At 42.4% G+C, this 24,250-nt stretch carries 25 protein-coding genes; 8 read left to right on the top strand and 17 right to left on the bottom strand.

Translation table 11 applies throughout. From position 1 onward, the window contains the following. Window positions 1-8: 8 nt before the first annotated feature. Window positions 9-2,198, bottom strand: coding sequence for a DNA helicase RecQ (gene recQ, locus B9A91_RS18775; protein WP_084240561.1), 2,190 nt, complete (start codon window positions 2,196-2,198; stop codon window positions 9-11). 89 nt (window positions 2,199-2,287) lie between these two features. On the opposite strand from recQ, the gene B9A91_RS18770 reads away from it, so the two are divergent. Together B9A91_RS18770 and B9A91_RS18765 are read left to right on the top strand one after the other, a co-directional pair. After that, window positions 2,288-3,253 carry a KpsF/GutQ family sugar-phosphate isomerase gene (locus B9A91_RS18770; RefSeq protein WP_084240560.1) on the top strand — a complete coding sequence of 322 codons (966 nt, stop codon included), beginning with the start codon at window positions 2,288-2,290 and terminating at the stop codon, window positions 3,251-3,253. Between the two features lie 15 nt (window positions 3,254-3,268). After that, window positions 3,269-4,360 (top strand): mannose-1-phosphate guanylyltransferase, encoded by a 1,092-nt coding sequence (locus tag B9A91_RS18765; protein WP_084240559.1) that lies wholly within the window; start codon window positions 3,269-3,271, stop codon window positions 4,358-4,360. A gap of 6 nt (window positions 4,361-4,366) precedes the next feature. On the opposite strand, the gene rlmB is transcribed toward B9A91_RS18765, so the two are convergent. After that, window positions 4,367-5,131, bottom strand: coding sequence for a 23S rRNA (guanosine(2251)-2'-O)-methyltransferase RlmB (gene rlmB / locus B9A91_RS18760; protein WP_084240558.1), 765 nt, complete (start codon window positions 5,129-5,131; stop codon window positions 4,367-4,369). 163 nt (window positions 5,132-5,294) lie between these two features. On the opposite strand from rlmB, the gene dnaB reads away from it, so the two are divergent. Further along, the gene (gene dnaB / locus B9A91_RS18755) at window positions 5,295-6,863 is read left to right on the top strand and encodes a replicative DNA helicase (RefSeq protein ID WP_084240557.1); all 1,569 of its coding nucleotides are present in this window, start codon (window positions 5,295-5,297) and stop codon (window positions 6,861-6,863) included. 5 nt (window positions 6,864-6,868) lie between these two features. Here the strand turns inward: dnaB and chrA are convergent, their stop codons facing one another. Together chrA and B9A91_RS18745 are read right to left on the bottom strand one after the other, a co-directional pair. Continuing rightward, window positions 6,869-8,068 carry a chromate efflux transporter gene (gene chrA / locus B9A91_RS18750; protein WP_235012602.1) on the bottom strand — a complete coding sequence of 400 codons (1,200 nt, stop codon included), beginning with the start codon at window positions 8,066-8,068 and terminating at the stop codon, window positions 6,869-6,871. 12 nt (window positions 8,069-8,080) lie between these two features. Then, on the bottom strand, window positions 8,081-8,416 hold the full coding sequence (locus B9A91_RS18745) for a tetratricopeptide repeat protein (RefSeq protein WP_084240556.1): 336 nt from the start codon (window positions 8,414-8,416) through the stop codon (window positions 8,081-8,083). A 96-nt stretch (window positions 8,417-8,512) separates the two neighbouring features. Between B9A91_RS18745 and B9A91_RS18740 the strand changes: the two genes are divergently transcribed. The 5 genes from B9A91_RS18740 (at window position 8,513) to B9A91_RS24540 (ending at window position 12,353) form a co-directional block, all read left to right on the top strand. Further along, complete coding sequence (locus B9A91_RS18740) at window positions 8,513-9,250, top strand: electron transfer flavoprotein subunit beta/FixA family protein (protein WP_084240555.1); 738 nt, start codon at window positions 8,513-8,515, stop codon at window positions 9,248-9,250. A 45-nt stretch (window positions 9,251-9,295) separates the two neighbouring features. Continuing rightward, window positions 9,296-10,267 (top strand): electron transfer flavoprotein subunit alpha/FixB family protein, encoded by a 972-nt coding sequence (locus B9A91_RS18735; RefSeq protein WP_084240554.1) that lies wholly within the window; start codon window positions 9,296-9,298, stop codon window positions 10,265-10,267. 70 nt (window positions 10,268-10,337) lie between these two features. After that, the gene (locus B9A91_RS18730; RefSeq protein ID WP_084240553.1) at window positions 10,338-10,949 is read left to right on the top strand and encodes a bifunctional nuclease family protein; all 612 of its coding nucleotides are present in this window, start codon (window positions 10,338-10,340) and stop codon (window positions 10,947-10,949) included. A 14-nt stretch (window positions 10,950-10,963) separates the two neighbouring features. Beyond that, window positions 10,964-11,536 (top strand): MFS transporter, encoded by a 573-nt coding sequence (locus tag B9A91_RS24545; protein WP_317043344.1) that lies wholly within the window; start codon window positions 10,964-10,966, stop codon window positions 11,534-11,536. Then, entirely contained in the window at window positions 11,490-12,353 is an 864-nt protein-coding gene (locus B9A91_RS24540) for an MFS transporter (protein WP_317043343.1), read from the top strand. Before B9A91_RS24545 ends, B9A91_RS24540 begins: the two co-directional genes overlap by 47 nt. A 69-nt stretch (window positions 12,354-12,422) precedes the next feature. Here B9A91_RS24540 and B9A91_RS18720 read toward each other — a convergent pair whose 3' ends face one another. The 13 genes from B9A91_RS18720 to B9A91_RS18660 all read right to left on the bottom strand — a co-directional run bounded on the left by B9A91_RS18720 (window position 12,423) and on the right by B9A91_RS18660 (window position 24,135). Then, window positions 12,423-13,709 (bottom strand): citrate synthase, encoded by a 1,287-nt coding sequence (locus B9A91_RS18720; protein WP_084240552.1) that lies wholly within the window; start codon window positions 13,707-13,709, stop codon window positions 12,423-12,425. Window positions 13,710-13,826: 117 nt separating this feature from the next. Next, complete coding sequence (locus B9A91_RS18715; RefSeq protein WP_084240551.1) at window positions 13,827-14,360, bottom strand: DUF3347 domain-containing protein; 534 nt, start codon at window positions 14,358-14,360, stop codon at window positions 13,827-13,829. Between the two features lie 99 nt (window positions 14,361-14,459). Beyond that, a complete protein-coding gene (locus B9A91_RS18710) occupies window positions 14,460-14,963 on the bottom strand; it encodes a hypothetical protein (RefSeq protein WP_084240772.1) in 504 nt (167 codons plus the stop codon). Between the two features lie 141 nt (window positions 14,964-15,104). Beyond that, the gene (locus tag B9A91_RS18705; protein ID WP_084240550.1) at window positions 15,105-15,635 is read right to left on the bottom strand and encodes an outer membrane beta-barrel protein; all 531 of its coding nucleotides are present in this window, start codon (window positions 15,633-15,635) and stop codon (window positions 15,105-15,107) included. Between the two features lie 191 nt (window positions 15,636-15,826). Then, window positions 15,827-16,768, bottom strand: coding sequence for a tRNA (adenosine(37)-N6)-dimethylallyltransferase MiaA (gene miaA, locus B9A91_RS18700; protein ID WP_084240771.1), 942 nt, complete (start codon window positions 16,766-16,768; stop codon window positions 15,827-15,829). A 15-nt stretch (window positions 16,769-16,783) separates the two neighbouring features. After that, entirely contained in the window at window positions 16,784-17,629 is an 846-nt protein-coding gene (locus tag B9A91_RS18695; RefSeq protein WP_084240549.1) for a hypothetical protein, read from the bottom strand. Then, the gene (locus B9A91_RS18690; RefSeq protein ID WP_144008995.1) at window positions 17,620-18,003 is read right to left on the bottom strand and encodes a DUF1801 domain-containing protein; all 384 of its coding nucleotides are present in this window, start codon (window positions 18,001-18,003) and stop codon (window positions 17,620-17,622) included. The genes B9A91_RS18695 and B9A91_RS18690 overlap by 10 nt, the downstream gene beginning before the upstream one ends. A gap of 77 nt (window positions 18,004-18,080) precedes the next feature. Next, window positions 18,081-19,172 (bottom strand): MBL fold metallo-hydrolase, encoded by a 1,092-nt coding sequence (locus B9A91_RS18685; protein WP_084240547.1) that lies wholly within the window; start codon window positions 19,170-19,172, stop codon window positions 18,081-18,083. After that, entirely contained in the window at window positions 19,169-21,019 is a 1,851-nt protein-coding gene (locus B9A91_RS18680) for a DNA topoisomerase 3 (RefSeq protein ID WP_084240546.1), read from the bottom strand. Before B9A91_RS18680 ends, B9A91_RS18685 begins: the two co-directional genes overlap by 4 nt. Window positions 21,020-21,021: 2 nt before the next feature. After that, window positions 21,022-21,921, bottom strand: a complete 900-nt coding sequence (locus tag B9A91_RS18675) for a histone deacetylase family protein (RefSeq protein WP_084240545.1) — start codon at window positions 21,919-21,921, stop codon at window positions 21,022-21,024. A 1-nt stretch (window position 21,922) separates the two neighbouring features. Then, window positions 21,923-22,783: a bestrophin family protein gene (locus B9A91_RS18670; RefSeq protein ID WP_084240544.1), complete on the bottom strand. Its 861-nt coding sequence runs from the start codon at window positions 22,781-22,783 to the stop codon at window positions 21,923-21,925. Between the two features lie 277 nt (window positions 22,784-23,060). Beyond that, window positions 23,061-23,666 (bottom strand): DNA-3-methyladenine glycosylase, encoded by a 606-nt coding sequence (locus B9A91_RS18665; protein WP_084240543.1) that lies wholly within the window; start codon window positions 23,664-23,666, stop codon window positions 23,061-23,063. After that, window positions 23,659-24,135 carry a GAF domain-containing protein gene (locus B9A91_RS18660; RefSeq protein ID WP_084240542.1) on the bottom strand — a complete coding sequence of 159 codons (477 nt, stop codon included), beginning with the start codon at window positions 24,133-24,135 and terminating at the stop codon, window positions 23,659-23,661. Before B9A91_RS18660 ends, B9A91_RS18665 begins: the two co-directional genes overlap by 8 nt. Window positions 24,136-24,250 lie beyond the last annotated feature (115 nt).

Raw genomic sequence — 24,250 nt, 5'->3', positions numbered from 1 at the left:
TTATGCTATTAGTTACCTAATTCAGACATGAATTTTATACGCATCAGCTGGATCTCTTCACGAGAATAGTCGGTTTCTCCCAGTTCTTTGAGGGCTTCATCAATAGAATCGTTTTCAGCAGACTGGAAATAATCAAATACCTCATCCTGACGGTCCTCATCAATCACCTCGTCTACAAAATAGTTGAGGTTCAGTTTGGTTCCTGAATTCACAATTGCTTCAATCTCTTTTAAAATGTCATCATAAGTGATGCCTTTTGCCCTCGCAATATCTTCCAGTCCAATTTTCCTGTCAATGTTCTGAATGATAGAAACTTTGAGCTGCGATTTATTGGCCTGGGTTTTAATGATCAGATCTATAGGACGCTCAATATCATTGTCTTCCACATATTTCTTGATCAGTTCGAGGAAAGGTGCGCCAAACTTAAGGGCTTTACCATTACCTACACCTGAAATTTGCTTCAGTTCGTCCATCGCAATGGGATAATGTGTACACATTTCTTCCAGCGATGGGTCCTGGAAAACCACAAAAGGCGGTACATTTTTTTGCTTGGCAATCTTTTTCCGTAAATCCTTTAATAGCTGGAGCAATTGGGTATCCAATGTTCCTGAGCCATGTTTTACGTCATCTTCATCATCGTCTGCAGCATTTTCAATAGGCTCGTTTAGTATAAATTTGAGGTTATATGGGTTCTCTATAAAATCCCGGCCCGAATTGGTTAAGCCAAGTAAGCCATAATTATCTATATCTTTAGACAGGAAGTTGTTCAACACGGCCTGCCTCACCAATGATTTCCAATGATTTTCGCCCTCTACAACCCCTAAACCAAATTCCTTCAGCTTACTGTGTTCATAGGCAATGGTTTGAGCAGTTTCCTGGCCCATCAGCACATTAATGATGTGCGCGTCGTCAAACTTCTCTCCCATGTTACGGATCAGTTTCAAGAGTACCAGCAGGGATTCTTCTGCCTCAAAAAGCTTTTTAGGCTTTTTACAATTGTCGCACATGCTGTTACATCCTGTCTCATTAAAGTTCTCGCCAAAATAATGCAGAATTTGCTTCCTTCGGCAGACGCCGGATTCGGCATAATCGATCACCTCTTTTAAGATCTGGGTACCAATTTCACGTTCAGATACCGGCTTGTCTTTCATAAATTTGGCCAGTTTATCTACATCCTTCTGCGTATAAAATGCGATGCAAACGCCCTCACCACCATCACGGCCAGCCCTTCCGGTTTCCTGGTAATAGCCTTCCATACTTTTTGGAATGTCGTGATGGATCACAAAACGAACATCTGGTTTGTCTATACCCATACCAAAAGCAATGGTAGCCACAATTACTTCCACATCTTCCATCAGGAACTTGTCCTGGGTTTCCGCTCTTACTTTGGGCTCCAGTCCGGCATGGTAAGGTAATGCCTTAATGCCATTCAGATTTAACGATTCGGCAACTTCCTCTACCTTTTTACGGCTCAGACAATAAATGATCCCCGATTTACCGGTATTGTACTTAATGTAGCGAATGATCTCCTTTAACACATCGCGCTTGGGGCGGATCTCATAAAAAAGATTTGGCCTGTTAAAAGAAGATTTAAACAAGGTGGCGTCGCTCATGCCCAGGTTCTTAATGATATCCTGCTGTACTTTTGGCGTTGCCGTTGCAGTCAAAGCAATAATAGGGATACCCTCTCCCAGGCCGCTGATGACATGTCTGATCTTACGGTACTCAGGCCTGAAATCATGCCCCCATTCAGAAATACAGTGGGCTTCATCTACCGCTACAAAAGATATTTTGATTAGTTTCAGAAAATCGATATTATCTTGTTTCGAAAGTGACTCAGGTGCCACATACAGCAGCTTTGTCTGCCCGTTTAATAAATCACTCTTTACCTGGGTGATTTCTGTCTTATTTAAAGAAGAGTTTAAAAAATGTGCTATACTATCACTTCCACCAAAAGCCCGCAGCTGATCCACCTGGTTCTTCATCAAGGCGATTAATGGGGATATAACAATTGCAGTTCCTTCGTTCATTAAAGCAGGTAACTGATAACATATGGATTTTCCCCCACCAGTAGGCATAATAACAAAAGTGTTCTTCTTTTCAAGAACATTGGTGATTATTGACTCCTGATCACCTTTAAAATTATCAAAACCAAAAAAGGTTTGTAAGTTGTCAAACAACGACTTTTTCACATCCATTTCGTCTATAAAATATTCAGTGCTATTTTTACTTCAAAATAACATAATTTTGCACTAATTCAAAGCATCAATATACTAATTAATTCTGTTTGAAAAGTAAAAAATCTATTATCGAGGCTGGTGTCAGCACTTTACAGTTGGAAGCCCAGGCCATTTTAGGTCTGGTCAAAAATATAAATGATGATTTTGTTAAAATTATTGAGCTGATAATTGAAAGCCAGGGTCGTGTTATCGTTACCGGTATTGGAAAAAGTGCAATTATTGCACAAAAAATAGTGGCAACTTTCAATTCCACAGGCACTCCAGCTATCTTTATGCATGCCGCGGATGCAGTGCATGGCGACCTGGGCATGATCCGGCAAGAAGACATTGTGATCTGCATTTCTAAAAGCGGCAATACACCCGAGATAAAAGTACTTGCGCCCTTACTGAAACAGTCTGGAAATACCATGATAGGAATGGTTGGAGAACTGAACTCTGAGCTCGCCATGCAGGCCGATCTGATCTTAAATACCCATGTAGAAAAAGAGGCCTGTCCGCATAACCTCGCCCCAACTACCAGTACCACAGCCCAATTGGCTATGGGCGATGCGCTGGCCATCTGCCTCCTCCACGCCCGAAATTTTAATGAGCAGGATTTTGCCAGATACCATCCGGGCGGTTCACTGGGTAAGAAGCTCTATTTAAAAACAGGCGATCTGGCCCTGAAAAACCAAAAGCCAAGAATACATCCAGATGCTTCCGTAAAAGATGTCATCGTTGAAATTAGCCAAAACCGTTTGGGTACCGTGGTTGTTATGAATGGTGATGTGATTCTGGGCATCATTACTGATGGTGACATCAGAAGAATGCTGGAAAAACATTCAGATTTAACCCATATAAAAGCGAGCAACTTAATGAACCCTAATCCTAAAAAGATCGAGAAGGACCTTTTAGCCATAAATGCACTCGAAATTATTAAAGAAAATAACATTACCCAATTGTTGGTTACCGATGCCGGAAGTTATTTTGGCATTGTACATTTGCACGACCTTCTCCAGGAAGGTATTATTTAACCCTTTCCAATAGACATGAATAAAAATAACTACGCATTAATAATGGCTGGCGGCGTTGGCAGCCGTTTTTGGCCGGTAAGCAGAACTGAATATCCAAAACAATTTATTGATTTTTTTGGTGTTGGAAAAACACTGATACAAAGTACATACGACCGCTTTCTGAAGATCTGCCCTGCAGAAAACATCTTTGTGGTCACCAATGAAATTTATACAGACATCATTCAGGAACAACTTCCGGCATTGCATGCAAACCAGATCCTTGCAGAGCCGATTATGCGCAATACCGCTCCCTGCATCTCTTATGGCTCCATGAAAATTGCCAGCCTGAATCCTGATGCAACTATTGTCGTAGCTCCTTCCGATCATACCATCACCAATCAGGACGCGTTCATAGCAGCCATTGAACAGTCTTTACAAGCGGCTTCGGCGAACGACTGCCTCATTACCCTGGGCATCAAACCAAGTCGTCCTGACACAGGCTATGGTTATATCCAATACATCGAAAACACTTTGAAAACCGACAAACAGATCCATAAGGTAAAAATCTTCACAGAGAAGCCAAATCTTGAACTGGCGAAATCCTTCATTCAGAGCGGTGATTTCCTTTGGAATGCCGGAATCTTTATCTGGTCTGCCAAGTCCATCAATAGGGCTTTTTCGAAACATTTGCCCGATATGCATGAAATCTTTACCCAGGGCAGTTCTGTTTACAACACCCAGAACGAAAAAAGTTTCATCAGCGATGCTTACCAGCAATGTACCAACATCTCCATAGATTTCGGAATTATGGAAAAAGCCGATAATGTTTATGTGCTGCCTGCTGATTTTGGCTGGTCTGACCTGGGCACCTGGGCATCCATATACGATATTGCAGAACACGATTATGTTGGAAATGCAGTAATACCTGCCGAGAAAGTGATGATGTTCAACTCATCGAATTGTATGGTGAACGTACCCAAAGACAAACTGGTCATTTTACAGGACCTGCACGACTACATCGTAGTCGAATCGAATAATACATTACTGATTTGTCCGCGATCTGAGGAACAAAGCATCAAACAGATCGTAGCTGATGTTAAAAACAGATTTGGTTCAAAGTTTATTTAAACGACATTACTGACGCTGCCTTATGGCTTCGTAAAGAATAACCCCGGCAGATACAGATACATTTAAGGAACTGATCTCACCTGACATCGGTATTTTTGCCAGGTAATTTGCCATACGCATGATTTCATTGGAGATTCCTTCATCTTCAGAGCCCATTACAATGGCTGTTGGGGCAGTGTAATCCGGCGCATAAATGAGGTCGTTTGTTTTTTCTGTACAGGCAACCACCTGTAAACCGCATTCCTGCAGGTACAAAGCAACCTTGTGTAAACTCTGGTGCCGGCAAACTGGAATGCTGAATAAAGCGCCAGCAGAAGTTTTAATGGCATCGGCATTGATCTGAGCAGAATTTTTAGAAGGCACAATCAATGCATGAACCCCTGCACAGGCTGCTGTCCTGGCTATGGCTCCCATATTCCGGACATCAGTCACCCCATCAAGTATCAATACCAATGGTGTTTCTCCTTTTTCATAGATCTGAGGAATGATGTCTTCAATCTTCTGAAAGGTAATGGCAGAAATTACAGCAATTACCCCCTGGTGGTTTTTCTGTGTCATGCGGTTTAGCTTCTCTACAGGCACATTGTGCACCGGAATGTCACTCCCCTTCAGCAAAGCCTTCAGTTCCAGAATAATCCCTCCTGTAAGGCCACGTTGAACATAAATGCTCTCCACATCTTTTCCAGCTTTAATAGCCTCTATTACAGCACGTATACCAAACACAAACTCATTATTTTCTTTAGGTCTTGAAGGTCTTCTGAAATTTTCCATTTCTATAAAATTGAGCGGCAAAAATAGGCATTCTTTTCCACATAGTTTTGTTAGCAAAAAGGTAAAATTCAAGAAAGCGCTATAGCTATGCTTGTATTGCAACTGGTGGAAATGTGCATAAAGAAATAAAGAAAGGACTTATTTTTTACCTAATTTTGCCTTTATGAGTAACGATCAGCTTTCATCCCAGGATAAAACAAATTTCAGTACAAGAAAGGCAAGGTTAAGCAATACCATGAACACCATGGGAAGGATACCTCCTCAGGCTACTGATCTTGAAGAAGCAATTTTAGGTGCCTTGATGCTCGAGAAGGATGCTTTATCTACTGTTATCGATATTCTTAAGCCCGACATGTTTTATCACGAAGGGCATAAGAAAATCTTTGAAGCCATACAAGGGCTATTTCAGAAATCAAAGCCTGTTGACATTCTCACCGTTACTTCAGAATTGCGTACCCTGGGGCTCCTGGAAATGATTGGTGGCGCCTATTACATCACCAACCTTACCAATAGGGTTGCGTCAGCGGCCAACATAGAGTTTCATGCCCGTATTGTCTCTCAGAAATATATACAGCGTGAGCTGATCCGGATTTCTTCGGAGATTATTCAAAATGCCTACGAAGACACTACAGATATTTTTGACCTGCTGGACCATGCGGAAAAGAACCTGTTCGACATCGCCCAGAATAACCTGCGCAGGGATACCCAGAAAATGGACGAGATCGTTAAACAATCGCTTGCCACATTGGAAGAACTGCGAACCAAAAGTGACGGTCTGACCGGTGTACCTTCGGGTTTTACAGATCTGGACCGCATTACAGGAGGCTGGCAGGCTTCTGACCTTGTGATCATCGCTGCCCGTCCGGCGATGGGAAAAACAGCCTTTGTACTTACCTGCGCGCGCAATGCCACCGTTCAGTTTAAACGCCCTGCGGTAGTATTTTCATTAGAGATGTCTTCAGTACAGCTGGTGAATCGTCTGATTTCAGGTGAAGCAGAAATTGAACAGGAAAAGATCCGTAAAGGAAACCTGGCTGAATGGGAATGGCAGCAATTACACAGCAAGATAGGCGGACTAACTGAGGCCCCACTCCTGATAGATGACACCCCTGCATTAAATATCTTTGAATTCAGGGCTAAATGCAGGAGGTTGAAAGCACAATATGATATCCAGCTGATTATTATAGATTATTTGCAGCTAATGCATGGTAAAGGTGAAGGCCAGGGTGGCGGCGGTAACAGGGAGCAGGAAATCGGTAGTATTTCCAGGGCACTAAAATCAGTAGCCAAAGAACTCAACGTACCTGTGCTGGCGCTTTCGCAGCTGAGCCGTGCCGTGGAAAGCAGGCCGGGTGTAAATGGAAAAAGGCCAATGCTATCGGATTTGCGTGAATCCGGATCTATTGAACAGGATGCGGACATGGTATTGTTTCTATACAGACCTGAATACTATGGAATCACCGAAGATGAACAGGGACGTTCGCAGGCTGGTGTGGGTGAAGTAATCATTGCCAAGCACCGTAATGGTGAAACCGGAATTGTACCACTCCGCTTTATTGGTAAGTATGTTAAGTTTGCCGATCTTGAAGAAAGTTTTGCAGCCCCTACTTCATTCTCTATGGATAGTCCAAGCGCAGGTATGTCTCCATCTCAGGATTTTGACAGACCTGCGGGAAATGTCATCATTAAACCTTCGCGCATGGATGACATGCACGATGATGCACCATTTTAACGCAACTATAAAAAGTAACCCAGCAGTATACCGGCCAGCACGATAAAGGGGGTGCTGATCCTTGTGTAATTCAGGATCAGAAAGGTAGCAACCATAATGCCTATAGTCAGCCCGTTTAGCGCAACAGGGATCAGCAAAAGTACAAAAGCAGCAATAATGAAGCCCACACTTACTGCATTGATACCCGTTAGTGAATACTTGATGCGTGTGATCTTCTTTAAATCCTCCCAGAAAGGAACGATAAACAATACCAGGATCAATCCAGGCAAATTAATCCCGATTACACCCACCAGGCCACCTAAAATCTGACCTGTTATCCCAAAACCAAAGTTCCGCATACTCAACGCGCCCAGGTAACTGGTGAATGAAAATGTAGGCCCAGGTAAGGCCTGTTGTAGTGCAAAACCCGATAAGAAGCCTGAAGCACTCAGATATTGCTTCATCTGTACAAACTCTGTAAACATCAGCGGCACCAGCACCTGTCCGCCTCCAAAAATTACGATACCGTTACGGTAAAAGTTCTCGAACAACCTGATGGGCAAGCTAAAAGGTGATGTCCTGTTGATAATTGCACCAAGCAATGCCAGGAACAACAATACACCAAAAAAATAGGTCAACTTTTTAGGGTTGATATTGGAGAACAGCTTTAAGCGAATGGTACTTTCCTCGGCCGGGGTGCCGATAGCAGATGACACCATCCCACCCAACAAAATAGCCATTGGGAATACATAGGCATTTCTTAATACCAGGGTAACAATAGCAGCAGAAATAGCCAGAAAAATGGTTAGCTGTGATACCAGAACCCGCTTAGCCAGGTTAAAAGCACCATAAGCTACAATTCCCAGGGCAATGGGCTGGATATACTCCAATATCTCGGTAAATTTCTCCTTTTGATCCAGCCTGGCAAAGCTGATAGCAGCAAAGGTCATCACTGCTGCAGAAGGCAGTATCCAGATCAGAAAAGTAATAATAGAAAGCTTTAGCCCACCAACCTTATACGCAACACCTACAAGGGTTTGTGTAGATGCCGGTCCTGGTAATACCTGTGCCAGCGCGTTTAATTCCAGCAGCTCTTCCTCGGAAACAAACCTGGAATTTTTAACAAAATATTTAAGCAGCAGTGCCAGGTGTGCCTGGGCACCTCCAAAAGCAGTAAAGGTGAAAAGAACTACGTTCCTGAGAAACAACAATTTCCTTTTGCCCACCTGCTTCCCTGATTAATCGTCTTCGTAATCTAAACCGGCGGCAGAATTATAAGCACCCTGCAATTCGGAAAAGGCATGCATATCCCTTTTGTTGCGCGCAACAGCCATTCCGTTCTGATACACAACTATCGCCTTATCGCTTTGCTGCAATTTTTCGTAAAGTTTACCCAGGTGATAGTAAGTTCCCACATAATCCGGATGATCCGTGGTTAATTTCAAATAATATTCCAGTGCCTTTTCCGTATCATTTGATGTATTGTATTCTGTAGCGAGCGCATACAATACAAAAGGATCATTAGGGTCACTTTGTAAAAACTCCAATAACTTTGCCAATCGGGTACTTTGCATTTTAAATCCCTGCTTTTTTAATTAGATTTGCAAAAGACAATGTATCGTTCGTAAGAACTTTCATCACCTAAAAACAAATTTATAATTTATAACTCTATGAAAATATTAGTTTGTATCAGTAATGTGCCAGACACAACGACAAAAATAACTTTTACCAACGATAATACACAATTCAATACATCCGGAGTTCAGTTCATTGTGAATCCCTATGATGAGATTGCCTTGTCAAGGGCAATTGAGCTTTGTGAAGGTGGCAAAGGAACAGTTACCGTAATTAATGTTGGCGAAAACACTACTGAACCAACCATAAGAAAAGCACTCGCTATAGGTGCAGATGATGCCGTAAGGATCAATGCAGCGCCAAGAGATGCTTATTTTACAGCTTACCAGATCGCTGAATATGCAAAGAGCAATGAATTTGACATGATATTATGCGGCCGTGAATCTATTGATTACAATGGCTCACAGGTAGCAGCAATGGTAGGAGAATTTCTGGACATCCCTTCTATCTCTATCATTAAAAAACTAGACTATGATGGTAGCACTGCTACCATAGAACGCGAAATTGAAGGTGGTAAGGAAGTCATCACCGTAAGCGGGAAATTTATTGCCAGCTGCGCAGAAGGCACTGCAGAGCCCAAGATACCAAATATGAGAGGGATCATGTCGGCCCGTACCAAACCGCTGCTGGTGGTTGAAGCCAAAGAAGTAGAACAACTCAGTAAAATACAGCAATTTGAAACCCCGCCTCCCCGCGGTACAGTTAAACTGGTTCCGGCAGAAGAAACTGCCAGATTGATAGACCTGCTGCATCAGGAAGCGAAAGTAATTTAATCTATTCTGTTTCAAATTTTAAAAAAATCATTTAATAAAGAGCTTATGTCAGTTTTAGTATATGTAGAGCAAGTAGATGGTAAGTTTAAGAAATCTGTATTTGAAGCAGTTTCTTATGCAAAAGCCATTGCAGACAAACAAAATAGTAATTTAACAGCTGTTTCTATCGGGAATGTTGCCGATGCTGAATTAAAGGAATTAGGAAAATATGGTGCTGCTAAAGTATTAAATGTCTCGAATGACCAGCTGAAAAACTTTGTAAACCAAGCTTATGCTGCTGTAATTGCAGAAGCCGCAAAAAAAGAAAATGCTGATGTAGTGGTACTATCCAATTCCTTCTCCGGTAAAGGTTTAGCACCGCGTATTGCAGTAAAACTTAAAGCAGGGCTGGTGGATGGCGCAGTTGAACTACCACAACTGGATGGAGGAAAATTCCAGGTAAAGAAAACTGCTTTCTCCGGAAAAGCATTTGCCCTTACCGAGTTAACTTCAGCTGTTAAAGTAATTGCACTTAACCCGAATGCCTTTGGGGTTAAGGAAAATGCTGCTGATGCAGCTATTGAAACTTTTAGTCCTGAAATTAAATCGACGGATCTCGCAGCTATTGTAAAAGAAATTGTAAGGGCCACCAATAAAATATCCTTACCGGACGCAGAACTGGTAGTTTCGGCAGGAAGAGGTTTGAAAGGGCCAGAAAACTGGGGAATGATCGAAGAACTGGCGGCGCTGCTGGGTGCAGCAACAGCCTGTTCCAAGCCGGTTTCTGATGCCGATTGGAGGCCGCATTCAGAGCACGTTGGCCAGACAGGGATTGCCATCAGTCCGAACCTTTATATTGCTATCGGCATTTCAGGTGCCATCCAGCATCTTGCCGGAGTAAGTTCATCTAAAGTGATCGTGGTGATCAATAAAGACCCTGAAGCTCCTTTCTTCAAAGTTGCTGATTATGGAATTGTTGGGGATGCATTTGAAGTAGTACCAAAATTAATAGAAGCATTAAAAGCACATAAAGGTTAGATCACTGTCATACTGAACCTGTTGAAGTACAGATATGCATTTAACAGGTTCGAAATGACATTTCAATAAAATGAAAAAAGTAAAACTAGACATTGTTGGTTTATCTTACAGCCAGACGCAATCGGGTGCCTACGCCCTCGTGCTTGGAGAGGTAAATGGCAGAAGGCGTTTGCCGATTATTATTGGTGCGTTTGAGGCACAGGCCATTGCCATAGAAATAGAAAAGATGACCCCAAGCAGGCCATTGACGCACGACCTGTTCAAAACCTTTGCGCAGATCTACAACATCGAAATCAGAGAAATCCTGATCTATAACTTGGTAGAGGGTGTTTTTTATGCGAAACTGATCTGTACCGATGGCACAACCACACAAGAAATTGATGCGCGCACTTCTGATGCCATTGCCTTGGCAGTAAGGTTTAACGCTGCCATTTATACCTACGAATTTATCCTTTCTTCAGCAGGTATTGTAATAGAAGGGAACGACTTTCTGTTCCTCGAAAACATGGACAGTCTATCCAAAGAACAGGGGACTGAAGACATCTCTTCCATACCTTCTTCAAACTATAAATCATTATCTATCGAAGAACTCAATCAAAAGCTTCAGGAAGCCATTGCAGAAGAAGCCTATGAAAAAGCCGCACGTATCCGGGATGAGCTAAACAAAAGAAATTCAAAATAAACTAAACCATTCTTATGATGAACGTTAAGTTTCGCTTAACCCTGATGAGTTTCATGCAATTCTTTGTTTGGGGTGCCTGGCTCATTACTATTGCAAATTACTGGTTTGGGACAAAACAATGGGACGGAACGCAGTTCGGGGCCATCTTCGCAACCATGGGCTTTGCCTCGCTGGTCATGCCAACTTTAACAGGGATTATTGCAGATAAATGGGTAAATGCCGAAGTATTGTACGGAATCCTCCACATAATGTATGCTGCTGTTTTGTTTTATCTGCCTCAGGTAAATAGTCCGGATTCGTTTTTCTGGGTAATGCTGCTGGCCATGTGTTTTTATATGCCCACCATTTCGCTGAGCAACTCCATTTCCTACACTACACTGAAATTAACCCAGCTAGACATTATCAAAAACTTCCCACCGATAAGGGTTTGGGGAACAATAGGCTTTATTGTGGCCATGTGGACGACCAATCTTACCGGCAATAAAGCTACCGCGTACCAGTTTTACATTGCCGGTATCGCTGCACTGGCACTGGGCTTGTATGCCTTTACGCTTCCTAATTGCCGCCCTGAGGGGCCTTATAGCTGAGAAAAAAACATTTGCCCAGGCATTCGGACTGGAAGCTTTTAAACTCTTTGCCAATTATAAAATGGCTTTGTTTTTTATCTTTTCTATGTTTTTAGGCGGTGCCCTACAGCTTACTAACGCCTATGGAGACGTGTTTTTGGACGAGTTCAAATTGTTTCCGGTATATGCCGATTCTTTTGTGATCCGGTATTCTACCATCATTATGTCCATATCACAGGTCTCCGAAACCCTTTTCATCCTGGCCATTCCCTTTTTCCTGAAGCAGTTCGGAATTAAAAAGGTGATCGTAATTGCCATGTTTGCCTGGGTATTGCGTTTTGGGTTCTTTGCCTATGGCGATCCTACCGGCAATCTGTGGATGATCGTCATGTCTTGTATTGTATATGGCATGGCCTTCGATTTCTTTAACATTTCAGGCTCTCTATTTGTAGAAACCTCCACTACCCCCAAAACAAGATCTTCTGCACAGGGCATGTTTATGATGATGACCAACGGTTTTGGTGCCGTATTTGGCAGCCTGGTTTCCGGCTGGATGATAGATAAGTACTTTACCAGATCGTATAGCGATGTCCAATCTCTTGCAACTTACGCGCAAACGGATGCTAAAAATGAGCATCTGCTAAGCTTTCTGAAAAACAAAGGCATCAGTATATTGGAAAATGGCAGCCTGAGCCGTGTATTGGACATTAAGGACTGGCACAGCATCTGGCTCTCATTTACCTGCTATGCACTCATCATTACCATTGTATTTGCTGTTATGTTTAAGCACAAACACAATAAGGCTGAGGAAACTGCCATCAAAGCCATGGGACATTGATTACTATCAATAAAAAGGCCGGTTAGTAAAATACTAACCGGCCTTTTTATTGAATTAAATAACCAGATATTATCTGTCTTCAATTTTAGTGAAGGTCCTGTCGGTATATCCAACATAAATCTGACGTGGACGACCGATAGGCTCTTTGTTTTCATGCATTTCTTTCCACTGCGCAATCCATCCCGGTAAACGACCAAGGGCAAACAATACCGTAAACATATCCGTAGGAAATCCTAGCGCCCTGTATATGATCCCTGAATAGAAATCCACGTTAGGATAAAGTTTACGCTCAACAAAATAAGGATCGCTCAATGCGGCTTCTTCCAGTTTCTTGGCAATTTCCAGTACCGGATCGTTGATACCTAGTTTCTCAAGTACATCATCACAGGCTTTTTTAATGATTTTGGCACGTGGGTCAAAGTTTTTATATACCCTATGTCCAAAGCCCATCATACGGAAAGGATCATTTTTATCTTTGGCTTTATTGATCCATTTTTCGGTATCCCCTCCATCCTCTTTAATCAACTCCAGCATTTCAATTACCGCCTGATTGGCACCACCATGAAGCGGCCCCCATAAAGCATCAATACCAGCTGAAACAGAAGCATAAAGGTTACAGTCGGAGGAGCCTACCATTCTAACTGTTGATGCTGAGCAGTTTTGTTCGTGATCAGCATGCAAAATCAGCAGAGTATTCATAGCGCTTACCACTACAGGATCAATTTCTACCTCTTCTGTACGCTGACCAAAAATCATATACAGGAAGTTGCTTACATAGTCGTATTTATTTTTTGGATAGATCAGCGGGTGACCTAAGGATTTTTTATAAATGAAAGAAACGATTGTGGGGAACTTTGCGAGCAGCTTGATCATCGTCAGGTCCATTGTTTCAGGCGATGAATTGGCTTTTAAAGATTCCGGATAAAATGTAGATAAGGAACAAACCAGTGATGCAAGCTGGGCCATAGGGTGAGACTTGGACGGATATCCATCCAGGAATTTCTTCATGTCCTCATGGATAAGTGTATGCCTGCTGATTTGCGCTTGAAAATTTGTCAGCTGCTCTTGTGTAGGCAACTCACCATATATCAGCAGATATGCAACCTCTAAAAAGTTTGATTTCTCAGCCAGTTCTTCAATAGGATAGCCACGGTATTTCAAAATCCCAAGTTCACCGTCCAAAAAAGTAATCGCGCTTTTTGTAGATCCCGTATTCTTGTACCCAAAGTCTAAAGTAATGTGTCCCGTTAAATCCCTGAGTTTAGAAATATCTATAGCTTTCTCCCCTTCGGTACCAGTGATAACGGGAAATTCATACACCTTTCCATCAATCTTAATTTCTGCAATATCTGACATATATATTCTTAAATTTATAAAAACAAACTTAACTAATCTATTCGGATTAGCCTTTAGCTAACTATAACAAAGCTGTTAAATTATTATTAAATGAGCGTCAAAAACAAGTAAGAAAACCTACATAGCAGGTTTAATTTCTTCCAGAACACGACCGCATTCCATCATTTCATCTCCATAGTATGGGTTCTGGATTTTGTTTTCTGCAGCCAGCCAATCGCCTCCATCCCCATTATTGGCCATTGGACAATGCTGTACGTAAATAGATCCTTTTTTCAAGTCGGCATGTTTAAACAAAGCAATCACATCAGTACTCAAAGCAGTAAACTCTTTACGCTGTGCAGCTACATCTTTTGCAGAAGCAATTCTATCGGCAATCAAAGCGGTATTTTCACATCCTTTGTAAGCGGCCAAAACAGGTCCGAGTGCTGCTGCAGTTTTTTTTGCTTCATCGAAATTGGTATTTACCAGTGTGTTTTTTAATGCAATATAACCATCATAAATGGCCTGCACTTTAGCATCTTTCAATTCTACGTTGTTTTGTACGGCAGCTTCCACTTTTGCTGTTGTATCCGAATTCCCTGCTACTTTTTTCTCTGTATTTGTGCAGGAAACTATCCCTGTGATTAGCATTACTGCCAGGTATTTCCTCATTGTTTTGTTTTTTGTGGTTAAAATAGCATTTTAATTTTAAATAAATAAAAAAGCTCCCGAAAAAATCAGGAGCTTTTAAAAAATTATTGAAAAACCGGATTAAAGTTTAAATCCGTAGGCTACACGAAGGGCAACCTGCCCCAAAGAACCGCCACTTACTTCGGCTCCTTCATAACGCAATCCCAGATCAAGGCCGTTATCAAAACCGTAACCTATCCCAGGTGCCCATAAGAACGAGGTTTTACCTCCGCTCTCCGTTGAAAATCCTGCTCCAAGCTCACCGGAAAAGTAAGCGCTTTCAGCAAAAAAGATCTTCGCACCAGCTTTTACAGGGATCATACCGAAGCTTCCGGCATCATCTTTAAGTGTCCAGTGGTTATAACCGGCAGACAGCAAGCCAGAAATATTAGAGCTGAAGTCTTTTTGCAGACGTAGATCGCCACCAATTACAAAACTGGCACCTTCAGTAGTAGGAATACCTGCATTAAGACCAATACCTAAACGAAGCGCTTTGGAATCTGCAGATTGAGCATTTGCATTTGTAAAAGAAAATACCGCCACAACAGCTGCTGTAATGGCCATAAATCGAATAGTTCTTTTCATATTAATAATGTTTACTTTAGGGTTAAGATGGATTTTTTGCCACCATAGCATCGTAATTACAAACAGCATGCCATTACCTGGCCGCTGAACAAAAAAAGCCCCCGATTGCTCAGGAGCTTTTTTAAATTGGTATTTTTTTGATTACAGTTTGAAGCTGTAAGCTAAACGCAATGCAAACTGACCGTTTTGTGGTCTGTAAGAAATCGACTCTTTTTGCTGAGTAACACCTTCGTATCTTGCACCGATGTCAAAACCACCAGCAGTCTGGTAACCTATACCACCTGAATAAATGAAAGCTTCTTTAACATCTTTCTTGGTACCGAAACCACAACCGGCCTCACCTGATAAATATAAACCTCCAATTTGAGGAAATACCTTAACACCACCTTTTACGGGGATCATGTTATAATCATCTCCCTGTCCGTCTTTTGCTTTGTATGAAGTATAACCACCTGTAGCCGTAAGCGCCAGTTCCCTTGACAACTCAAACTGGAAGCCCAGGTCTGCACCGTAAGCCAGTTTAAATGGAGAACCATCAGTTGGCGCACCGGCACTGATACCCACACCTAAACGAACACCTTTAGCATTTTCTCTTTGTTGTGCCTGAGTTGCTGTTGCGCTCAAAATAAAAAGACCTGCTGCAATCGCGAAAATTTTTGTAACTTTTTTCATTTTAATTTCTATTTTATTAATTGTACTTGTGTGTTACAAACAGTTATTTTATTATGGATAAATTTCAGTACCTCATAAATCAAAACTGTTTACTACACCCCTTTACACAAACAGCATGCCAACGCTGTCTATGTTTTTCTTATTAACAAATTGTAACAATAAAGTTAAGCTTGCTGTTTTTACCCTTAAAATTAAACAGGGTTATTGAAATGGCCATTGTATATGGCCATGGCCCAGGCAAACTGTTCGGCCTGATCCGGAGAATCTATCCAGTTAATCTTCACCCCATCCTTTTCCATTTTTCTGAAAAAGGTCATCTGGCGCTTCGCAAACTGACATATCGCAATAGTTAATTTCTCCTGAAGCTCATTGTAATTAAATTTGCCCGAAAGATAAGCTACAACAAACTTATATTCAAGACCGTAGAATATCAGTTTATCTTTTGAAACCCCCGAAGCTATCAATTCTTCCACTTCCTCAATTAACCCTTTCTTTAACCTGACCGAAAGCCGGTCGATGATCTTTTTACGACGCTGGTCAATTTCCGGAGCCAGACCAACCACACAAGAATCGAAAGCCGGGCGTTCTTTTTTTTCCAGTGTATTTGAGGATAAATAATCCGAAACTTCTATGGCTCTGATTACTCTTTTTCTGGAAGAGAGATCGGCATGTGCGCGGAATTTATGAGAATAACCTGACAAAAGCTCGCGCAATACTGTCAGTTCCAAATCAGACAAAGATGCTCTGAGTGTATGATTTGGCGGAATGGCGGTATATTGATGATCCTGAAAAATACTGTGAATATACATCCCGCTCCCTCCGCAAAGTACAGGAAGCAGATTTCTGTCGCTTATTTTTGTAAAAATGCTATAAAAATCCTCTTTAAACTCATTTACATTATAGCTGTCACCCGCCTGCCTGATATTGATTAAATGGTAGGGAACTTTCCTGTCGGCAATAACATATTCATCCAGATCTTTCCCTGTGCCAATATCCATTCCCTCAAACACCTGCCTGCTATCGGCACTCACAATTTCCCCGTTTAAAGTATTTGCCAGATTGACAGCCAACTTGGTTTTACCTGAAGCGGTAGGCCCCAACACAACCAGTAATGGCTTTTTATATTCGCTCATTTCCCTATCCATAATTTAATGCTGTCGTGATTTCAAGTATAACAAATATTTGAGATTACCGGTATTAAAGACCGGAATAAATGCCCTCTCCGCCGGCACAGCTAAAAGATCTGCATCTCTGCCAGGCAAAGCGTCTGCTGGTAAACGATGTGAAAAAAAACGCTGCATATCCTTCCTGCGAAGCCAAATGGATGCTGGCAAGGTTACTTCCGTCAGTTTAAAACCCGCCTGCTGGTAGGCATTGCCCAACGACCAATCGCGATCTGCATAACTCATCACATCATCAGGCCCAATTGTTTTGATCAGATGCTTTAGCAGCCTGGTAAAGCCACCCGTAACTGTAAAGCCTATGCGCGTAGCAAACCGGATCAATTCCACAGAGCGATAGCCTGGTGCAATCTTTTTCATATACCTGACATTACTAAAACAGGCTACTGCGATAAGCTCCCCTTCCAGCACAAGTGCATACTTATACCTTGATTTTGCAGATCCCTGAAGGTGATTGTCATTTAAAAAATCATCTGCCTGTTGCTGATTGATCGACACAACCTTAGCTTTACGACCATATAGACGTTTATTTAGGCCCAAAACAGATTTAATCCTACCCAGCACCTGGGCACTTCTGCTGTACCATACATCCTGCCAGAGTTGCAATACCGTAACCCCTTTAAGCTGATACATCCTTTGCAGCACTATTAATTCCTCAGCCTTATAAACATTGCCAAGTGGAATCAGGTGAATTGCCACCAGACCATTACATAACAGCATACTGTAATTTTCGTGCAGAAATGACTGCACCTCAATCCCCTTATCCTTCAAGGCCAGTAAGACACTGCCCTGCCAATTCAATTCTACACCCAACCCTTTTCCTTATATAACCTATAGCCTTCAGCCAAAGCACTTTCGATATGTCCCAGAAGTTCGTCATCCAGTTTTTTGAGGTGAAAGCAGGATTTCCCTTTTAATAACTTTAACAGTGAGGGGTCAAAAATCTTTTTCATCTCGGGTTCTGCATATACCGGCATGTAATAAAAACCGACATGGCTTTTTTTGATCATCAGGCCGGCAAAGTATATTTCATTTCTTTTTTGCCCTTCAATTTCCACATTCTTGTCACTCCACAGGTCATAGGTTACTTCACTATTGATCCTGTTGCTGAACCCCAAGGTAGCATAAGGCTGGAGCACCGCCCTTATGGTTTGAAATATTTCTATAAAATCTGTCTTTACTGCCATAATGATCCTATTAAAACCGGTTTGAAAAGCTACTACCTGAACAACATTGTTTGCAGAATTTTGTTTACCAAAAAACACTAATCCAGCCACCATTCTTTCGACGGATAACTTTCATCTAATATAACCTGTTCTCCCAATAATGGCGTTGTGATTTTCAGGTTTTCTGTACGGGCTTTCCTGGTTACACGGATGGCTGGTTCGTTCCAGGCATGCATGGCCAGCGTAAACTTAGCCCAGTGAACCGGCAGCAACACTTTTGCATTTAAATCCTTGGCGGCATGTACAGTTTGTTCAGGAAACATATGTATCAGCGGCCAGTAGGCATTGTACTGTCCACACTCCAGAATGGCAAGATCAAAAGGTCCATGCTGCTTCCCTGTTTTTTTAAAATGAGTGTCATAGCCCGAATCCCCACCAAGGTACAGCTTATGTTTAGAAGCCTGTAAAATAAAGGCAGACCATAAACTCTGATTCCTTTTAAAGCCCCTGCCGGTAAAATGGCGTGCTGGAGCAGCTGTAAATTTCAGCCCTTTAGCAATCGTTTCTTCCCCCCATGTCAGTTCAACGATCTGTTTTGAAGGCACACCCCAATATTCCAGATGCGCACCCGCGCCAAGCGAGGTAATAAAAAGCCGGGTCTTGCTTTTGAGCTTCAGGATACTTTGATAGTCCAGGTGATCATAATGATCGTGCGTAATCAGCACAATATCGAGTTCAGGAAAATCTTCACATTTAACGAAGTCAGTCCCCATATAACTTCCCGTACCGATATAAGAAAAAGGCGACGGACGCTTGCTAAAAACAGGATCTACCAGGATTTTAACGCCATCCACCTGTATCAGGTAAGAAGAGTGCCCAAACCAGGTAATCCTGGTTTTATCCGTTTCAGAAAAGTCGGGCCTCACATGGGGCAGCGTCTTTTTAGGTGCACTATTTTCATTTCCCTTGATCATCCCCACAATCATATCCCAATAACTTATACTATCGGGCTTCATTGGAGTTGGCGATAGGTTTGAAAGTGTACCATCTTTAAAATTAGCCAATTTTGAAAGACGCGCCAAACGTTCGCCTTTAGGGGCAGTCCCAAATACGGGCCAGCTCAATACCCATACGGTCAGCAAAGCCAATACAACAATAACAATTAATATGGAATACATAGCTTTCCTCATTTACTTTCTTCTTTTGGTTCGGCCAGTTTCTGGGCCAGGGTGTTGCCTGCAAGCAAAAGCTCATTGGTGATCAGTTTTGTATAATCGGCAATCTCAGCTTTAAAATCAACAACCGAAGCTCCCGAACGGATCTCTTCTAGGCGTTTCTCCCATTGCCCAGTTAATTCAGCCTGGGCAATTTTCTGGTCTTTAACCACATCATATACCGCCAAACCTTTTGCTGTAGGCACCAGGTTCCGTTTTTCCCGGCTCACATACTCCCTGTTGATCAGTGTTTCTATAATTGCCGCCCTGGTTGCAGGTGTACCCAGTCCGCTGTCTTTCATGGCGTATCTCAACTCTTCATCCTCAATGTCCTTACCCGAGGTCTCCAATGCCTTCAATAGAGAAGCTTCGTTATACATGGCCTTAGGTTTGGTTTGTTTTTCCAGCAGGGCCTTATTGGTAACGGGCAGTTCCTCTCCTTTTTTTACTTTGGGCAGCGCCGGATTGTCTTCATCTTTCTTTTCTTCATCGGCCTCATTGAATACCGAACGCCATCCCGCAGAGCGGATCACGGTTCCGTTTGCCACAAACAGGGAGCCTGATTCTACAGATATTTTGGTGATCTCTTTCACACATTCCTGGTGAAATGCTTCGAGCATTCGTCCTACTATCATATCATAAATGGCCTGTTTATCACCACTTAATTGGTAAGGAGATTCGCCTGTAGGCAGAATAGCATGGTGATCGGTCACTTTTTTTGCATTGACACTCCTCTTGTTCAAAGGAACAGTCAGCAGAAACTCTGCCTGCCGGCTAAAATCAGGATGCGCTTTAGCTTTCTCTATCAGGTTAGGCACACCTGCAAAGATATCATCACCAATGTAGCGGCTGCCGGTACGCGGATAGGTAACCAGCTTGCTTTCGTATAGCCCCTGCAGCAAACTCAAGGTCTGATCGGCTGTAAAGCCCTTACGTTTATTGGCTTCCTGCTGCAGGCTGCTCAGATCGTGTAGCAGCGGAGGCGGTTCTTTACGCGGTTTAGCTTCTACATTTAAGATTTTACCCCCATTGTTAAATCCCGAGGCCACATCCTCAATTTTAGCCAGCAGTTCTTCTGCTTCCTCTTTTTTATCAAAATTGCTGACAGACATTGCTCTGAAAAGTTGCCCATCCTTATCCAGCTGTATGGCTAGCTGGTAATAGGTTTGGGGCACAAAATTTTTAATCTCCAGGTAGCGAGAGCAGATCATGGCCAATGTAGGCGTCTGCACCCTACCCAACGATAAAACCGAGCGGTTACCAGCCGAGATGCTCAGTGCCTGGGTAGCGTTCATCCCCACCAGCCAATCCGACTCAGAACGGCAATGTGCCGAATTGAACAGGGTATCGTAATCTGTTCCCGGTTTCAGATTTCTGAAGCCTTCTTTTATAGCTTCATCTGTTTGAGAGGATATCCACAATCTTTTAAAAGGCTTTTTACATTTTAAAAAGTAATAGATGTACCGAAAAATAAGCTCTCCCTCACGCCCGGCATCGGTTGCAACAATGATTTCGGTAGCCTCATCAAAGAGCTTTTTAATGATATCCAGTTGTTTCCTCACCCCTGGATCTTCCACCATCCCATCTTTGGTCTTTATTTTCCGTATGGCCAGCTTAAACTTCTTAGGAAGCATGGGCAGATGCTGCCTTCTCCAGCCAATAAATCCATATTCCTGCGGTGGGGCCAGCTGTAACAAATGCCCGAACGCCCAGGTAAAAGAATAGCCTTTTCCCTCAATATACCCATCTTTTTTAGTTGTAGCACCAAAAACCTTTGCCAACTCACGCCCTACCGAAGGTTTCTCTGCAATAACAATCTTCATAATTATTCAAAAATATCTAAACCAATTTTAAATGTGCTGCAATGTGCATCAACAATATCTTTTATGGCTGGAGAATACCCTCCGCCCATGCTGACCTGAACCGGCAAACGGTTGTCTTTGCAAAACTGCAGCACTATCCTATCTCTTTCCCTGCATCCGGCCTTAGTCAAAGCCAGTTTACCCAATTTATCAGTCTCCAGCACATCCACACCCGAAAGGTAAAAAACAAAATCGGGTTGATGGGCTAAAAGTACGGGAAGTATTGCCTTTAATTTTTCCAGAAACACTTCGTTCGCAGTCCCATCCTCTAGTGCTATATCAAGATCGGAGGTTTCCTTTCTAAAGGGAAAATTCTTATCGCCATGCATAGAAAAAGTAAACACTTCGGGTTTATCGTAAAAAATCTCAGCTGTACCATTTCCCTGGTGCACATCCAGATCGATGATAAGGATACGCTTTGCCAGCCCTGTTTTTAACAAATAGTTTGCTGCGATGGCCTGATCGTTCAATAGACAGAACCCTTCACCCCAGTTACTTCCAGCATGATGTGTACCTCCAGCTACATTAAATGCAATCCCAACCTGCTGCGCAAACAATGCGCCCTGAACTGTCCCTTTCGCGATCCTGAGTTCCCTTTCTACCAATTGTCCTGTTAAGGGGAAGCCTATTCTGCGCTGTTCCCTTACCGGCAAACTAAGCTCCTTCAATTGCTGCCAGTAAGCCTGTTGATGGGTTAACAGTACAATTTCTTCATCAAGGGCTTCGGGCGAGAATAAATTGGCTGCTGTAATCACTCCTTCATGAAGCAACTGCTCCGGAATCAATTCATACTTTACCATCGGAAAACGGTGCCCCTCTGGCAATGGATGTGCATACAGCGGATGCCATGCAATTTTCACCATCTTATTTCAGTATCTCCCCTACATGCTTTTCAATATTATTGCAAATCTCATCTACCGGCAAATCGTTGGCGTCTTCTCCAAAAGGATTCTCAATTTCTTCTGCAATCAGCTCCAAACTCGCCAGTACGTACAGGATAAAGGGAACAATAGGAACCACAAAATACCCGAGACTAAACACCCAGCCAAAAGGGAGCGTGATGACATATATAAATATAAATTTTTTAATGAATGCGCTATAAGAATAAGGAATTGGCGTTCTTTTAATACGCTCACAGCCACCACAAATATCAGTGAATTGCTGAACATCTGCATTAAGTATAAGCAGCTGTTCCTGGCTGATCTCCCCGCTAGCCTGCAGCTCAAAAACCCTTGATGAAATACTGGTTGCCACCTGATTAGGAATATGCTTTCCGGCATCTACTTCGATCAGCAAGCTGTTCTTTCCAAAATACTGTTTTTCCCTTAAATGCTCCTTTAACGCAAAAGCGTATTTGGGAATGGCATAATCAAAAAACTCATTATGTTCTGGCCTTAGCTTTAGCGATTTGATCTTTATGGCCAGGTTGCGGCTCACATTGGTTAGCGCCCCTAACAAACGACGGCCTTCCCACCACCTGTCGTAAGATGTATTGGTCCGGAACACCAGCAGCATGGAAATGACAAAACCCAGAAGATTGTGCATCATCCCTATGTTTTTAACAAAAGTTGTTTCTGCAAGTTTCAGATAATTCAATTCCAGGTAAGCAATAAGACCTGAAAATGCAGCAACACTAAGCATTAATGGCCATAAGGTTCTGATGGTGTCTGCTTTATGCACATGAAATATAAAAGTTACCCAGTCTTTAGGATTGTAATTGATCATACTATTCTGTTAAAAAATGCGCCTGGTAATGCGCCCAAAATTCGTGGTTTCAAACTTATATAAAACTACTTAGCATTTATGCACATTTTTAAAATAATACGGCTGAGCGTGCACCGCTCTCCAGATACTTTGCACACGATTTAAACCTTATTAAATCCTTACAAGGATATTACAAGATCATTTGACCTAGAAGGGGTCTAGCAAAGATCTAAAAGTGCTGCGCATATACGGCTCAAAATATTCTTCCTGGAAAGGCTCTACCAGAACATTTTTCCCATTAACGATTAGGCTTACTTACAAATTTATTGCCCTTAATATAGTATCTCCAGGGCAGCAGTGCATGCTCTTCTGCGTAATCTACTCCAACTCTCGGCACAGCGGCAATTTGTTCAGGTTTTATATGCATTCCTTTATCCTCTATCCAGATTTCCTCTCCCTGCAGGTCTCTGGCATTTAAAACTTTATCGATAGCTAAGGCTTTAGCCAAGGCGCCCGGCCCGGCTGTCAGATTAGGCTTTAATGCTATCATGTTCCTGCGCTTCAACATCACATCTACACCTGTAATCGGTTCCAGCCCCCTGATTAAAACCGCATGAGGTGTTCCTTCCGGAGCAGTGACCACATTAAAAAGGTGATGAATGCCATAACAAAGGTAAACGTAAGATAATCCGCCGGCTGCATACATCACCTGAGTACGGTTGGTAAACCTCCCTCCATAAGCATGCGATGCTTTATCGATAACCCCTTTGTAAGCTTCGGTTTCAACGATAGTACCCCCGGTTAATTGCCCGTCAACATATGTAAACAACTGTTTTCCCAGCAACTGAACTGCAAGGCTGTTCACGTCGTCGTTCTGATAGAAAGAAAAAGGCAATTTAGACATTTAACAAGCTTACAATTTCCTTTAAGTATTTAGCATCAATCACATCAAAATGAGACAAATATTGACTATCCACATCTAGAACAGCGGTTACCTGCCCCTGTTTAAAAACAGGGAGCACTATTTCAGAGCGCGAGGCGGAACTACATGCGATATGGCCCGGAAAGGCCTCTACATCAGGTACGATTAAAGTTTCCATCTGCTGCCAGGAAGCACCGCAAACGCCTTTTCCTTTTTTAATGCGTGTGCAGGCTACCGGCCCCTGAAACGGCCCTAATACCAGTTCATCACCCTTAACCAGGTAAAAACCAACCCAAAGCCAGCCAAACTGTTCCTTTAAGGCCGCAGTGATATTGGCCATGTTGGCGATATGATCGTCCTCGCCGTTTATTAAAGCGGCTATCTGGGGGATTAAAGATCGATATTGGGTTTCTTTATCCGTATTGGTTATTATCGTTAGGTCCTCGGCCATAGTACAAGAATATTTAAGCAAAAATAAGAAACTTACTTTATCAGCCACTCAAATTAAAATAACTAAATTTGTCATTTTCGGTTGCCATTGCATCAACAAAGATGGTATATCAGCT

It is taken from the genome of Pedobacter africanus (assembly GCF_900176535.1).
Taxonomy (GTDB): domain Bacteria; phylum Bacteroidota; class Bacteroidia; order Sphingobacteriales; family Sphingobacteriaceae; genus Pedobacter; species Pedobacter africanus.
The sequence above is the reverse complement of the archived record's forward strand: the minus strand, read 5'-3'. Positions and strand labels throughout refer to the sequence as shown.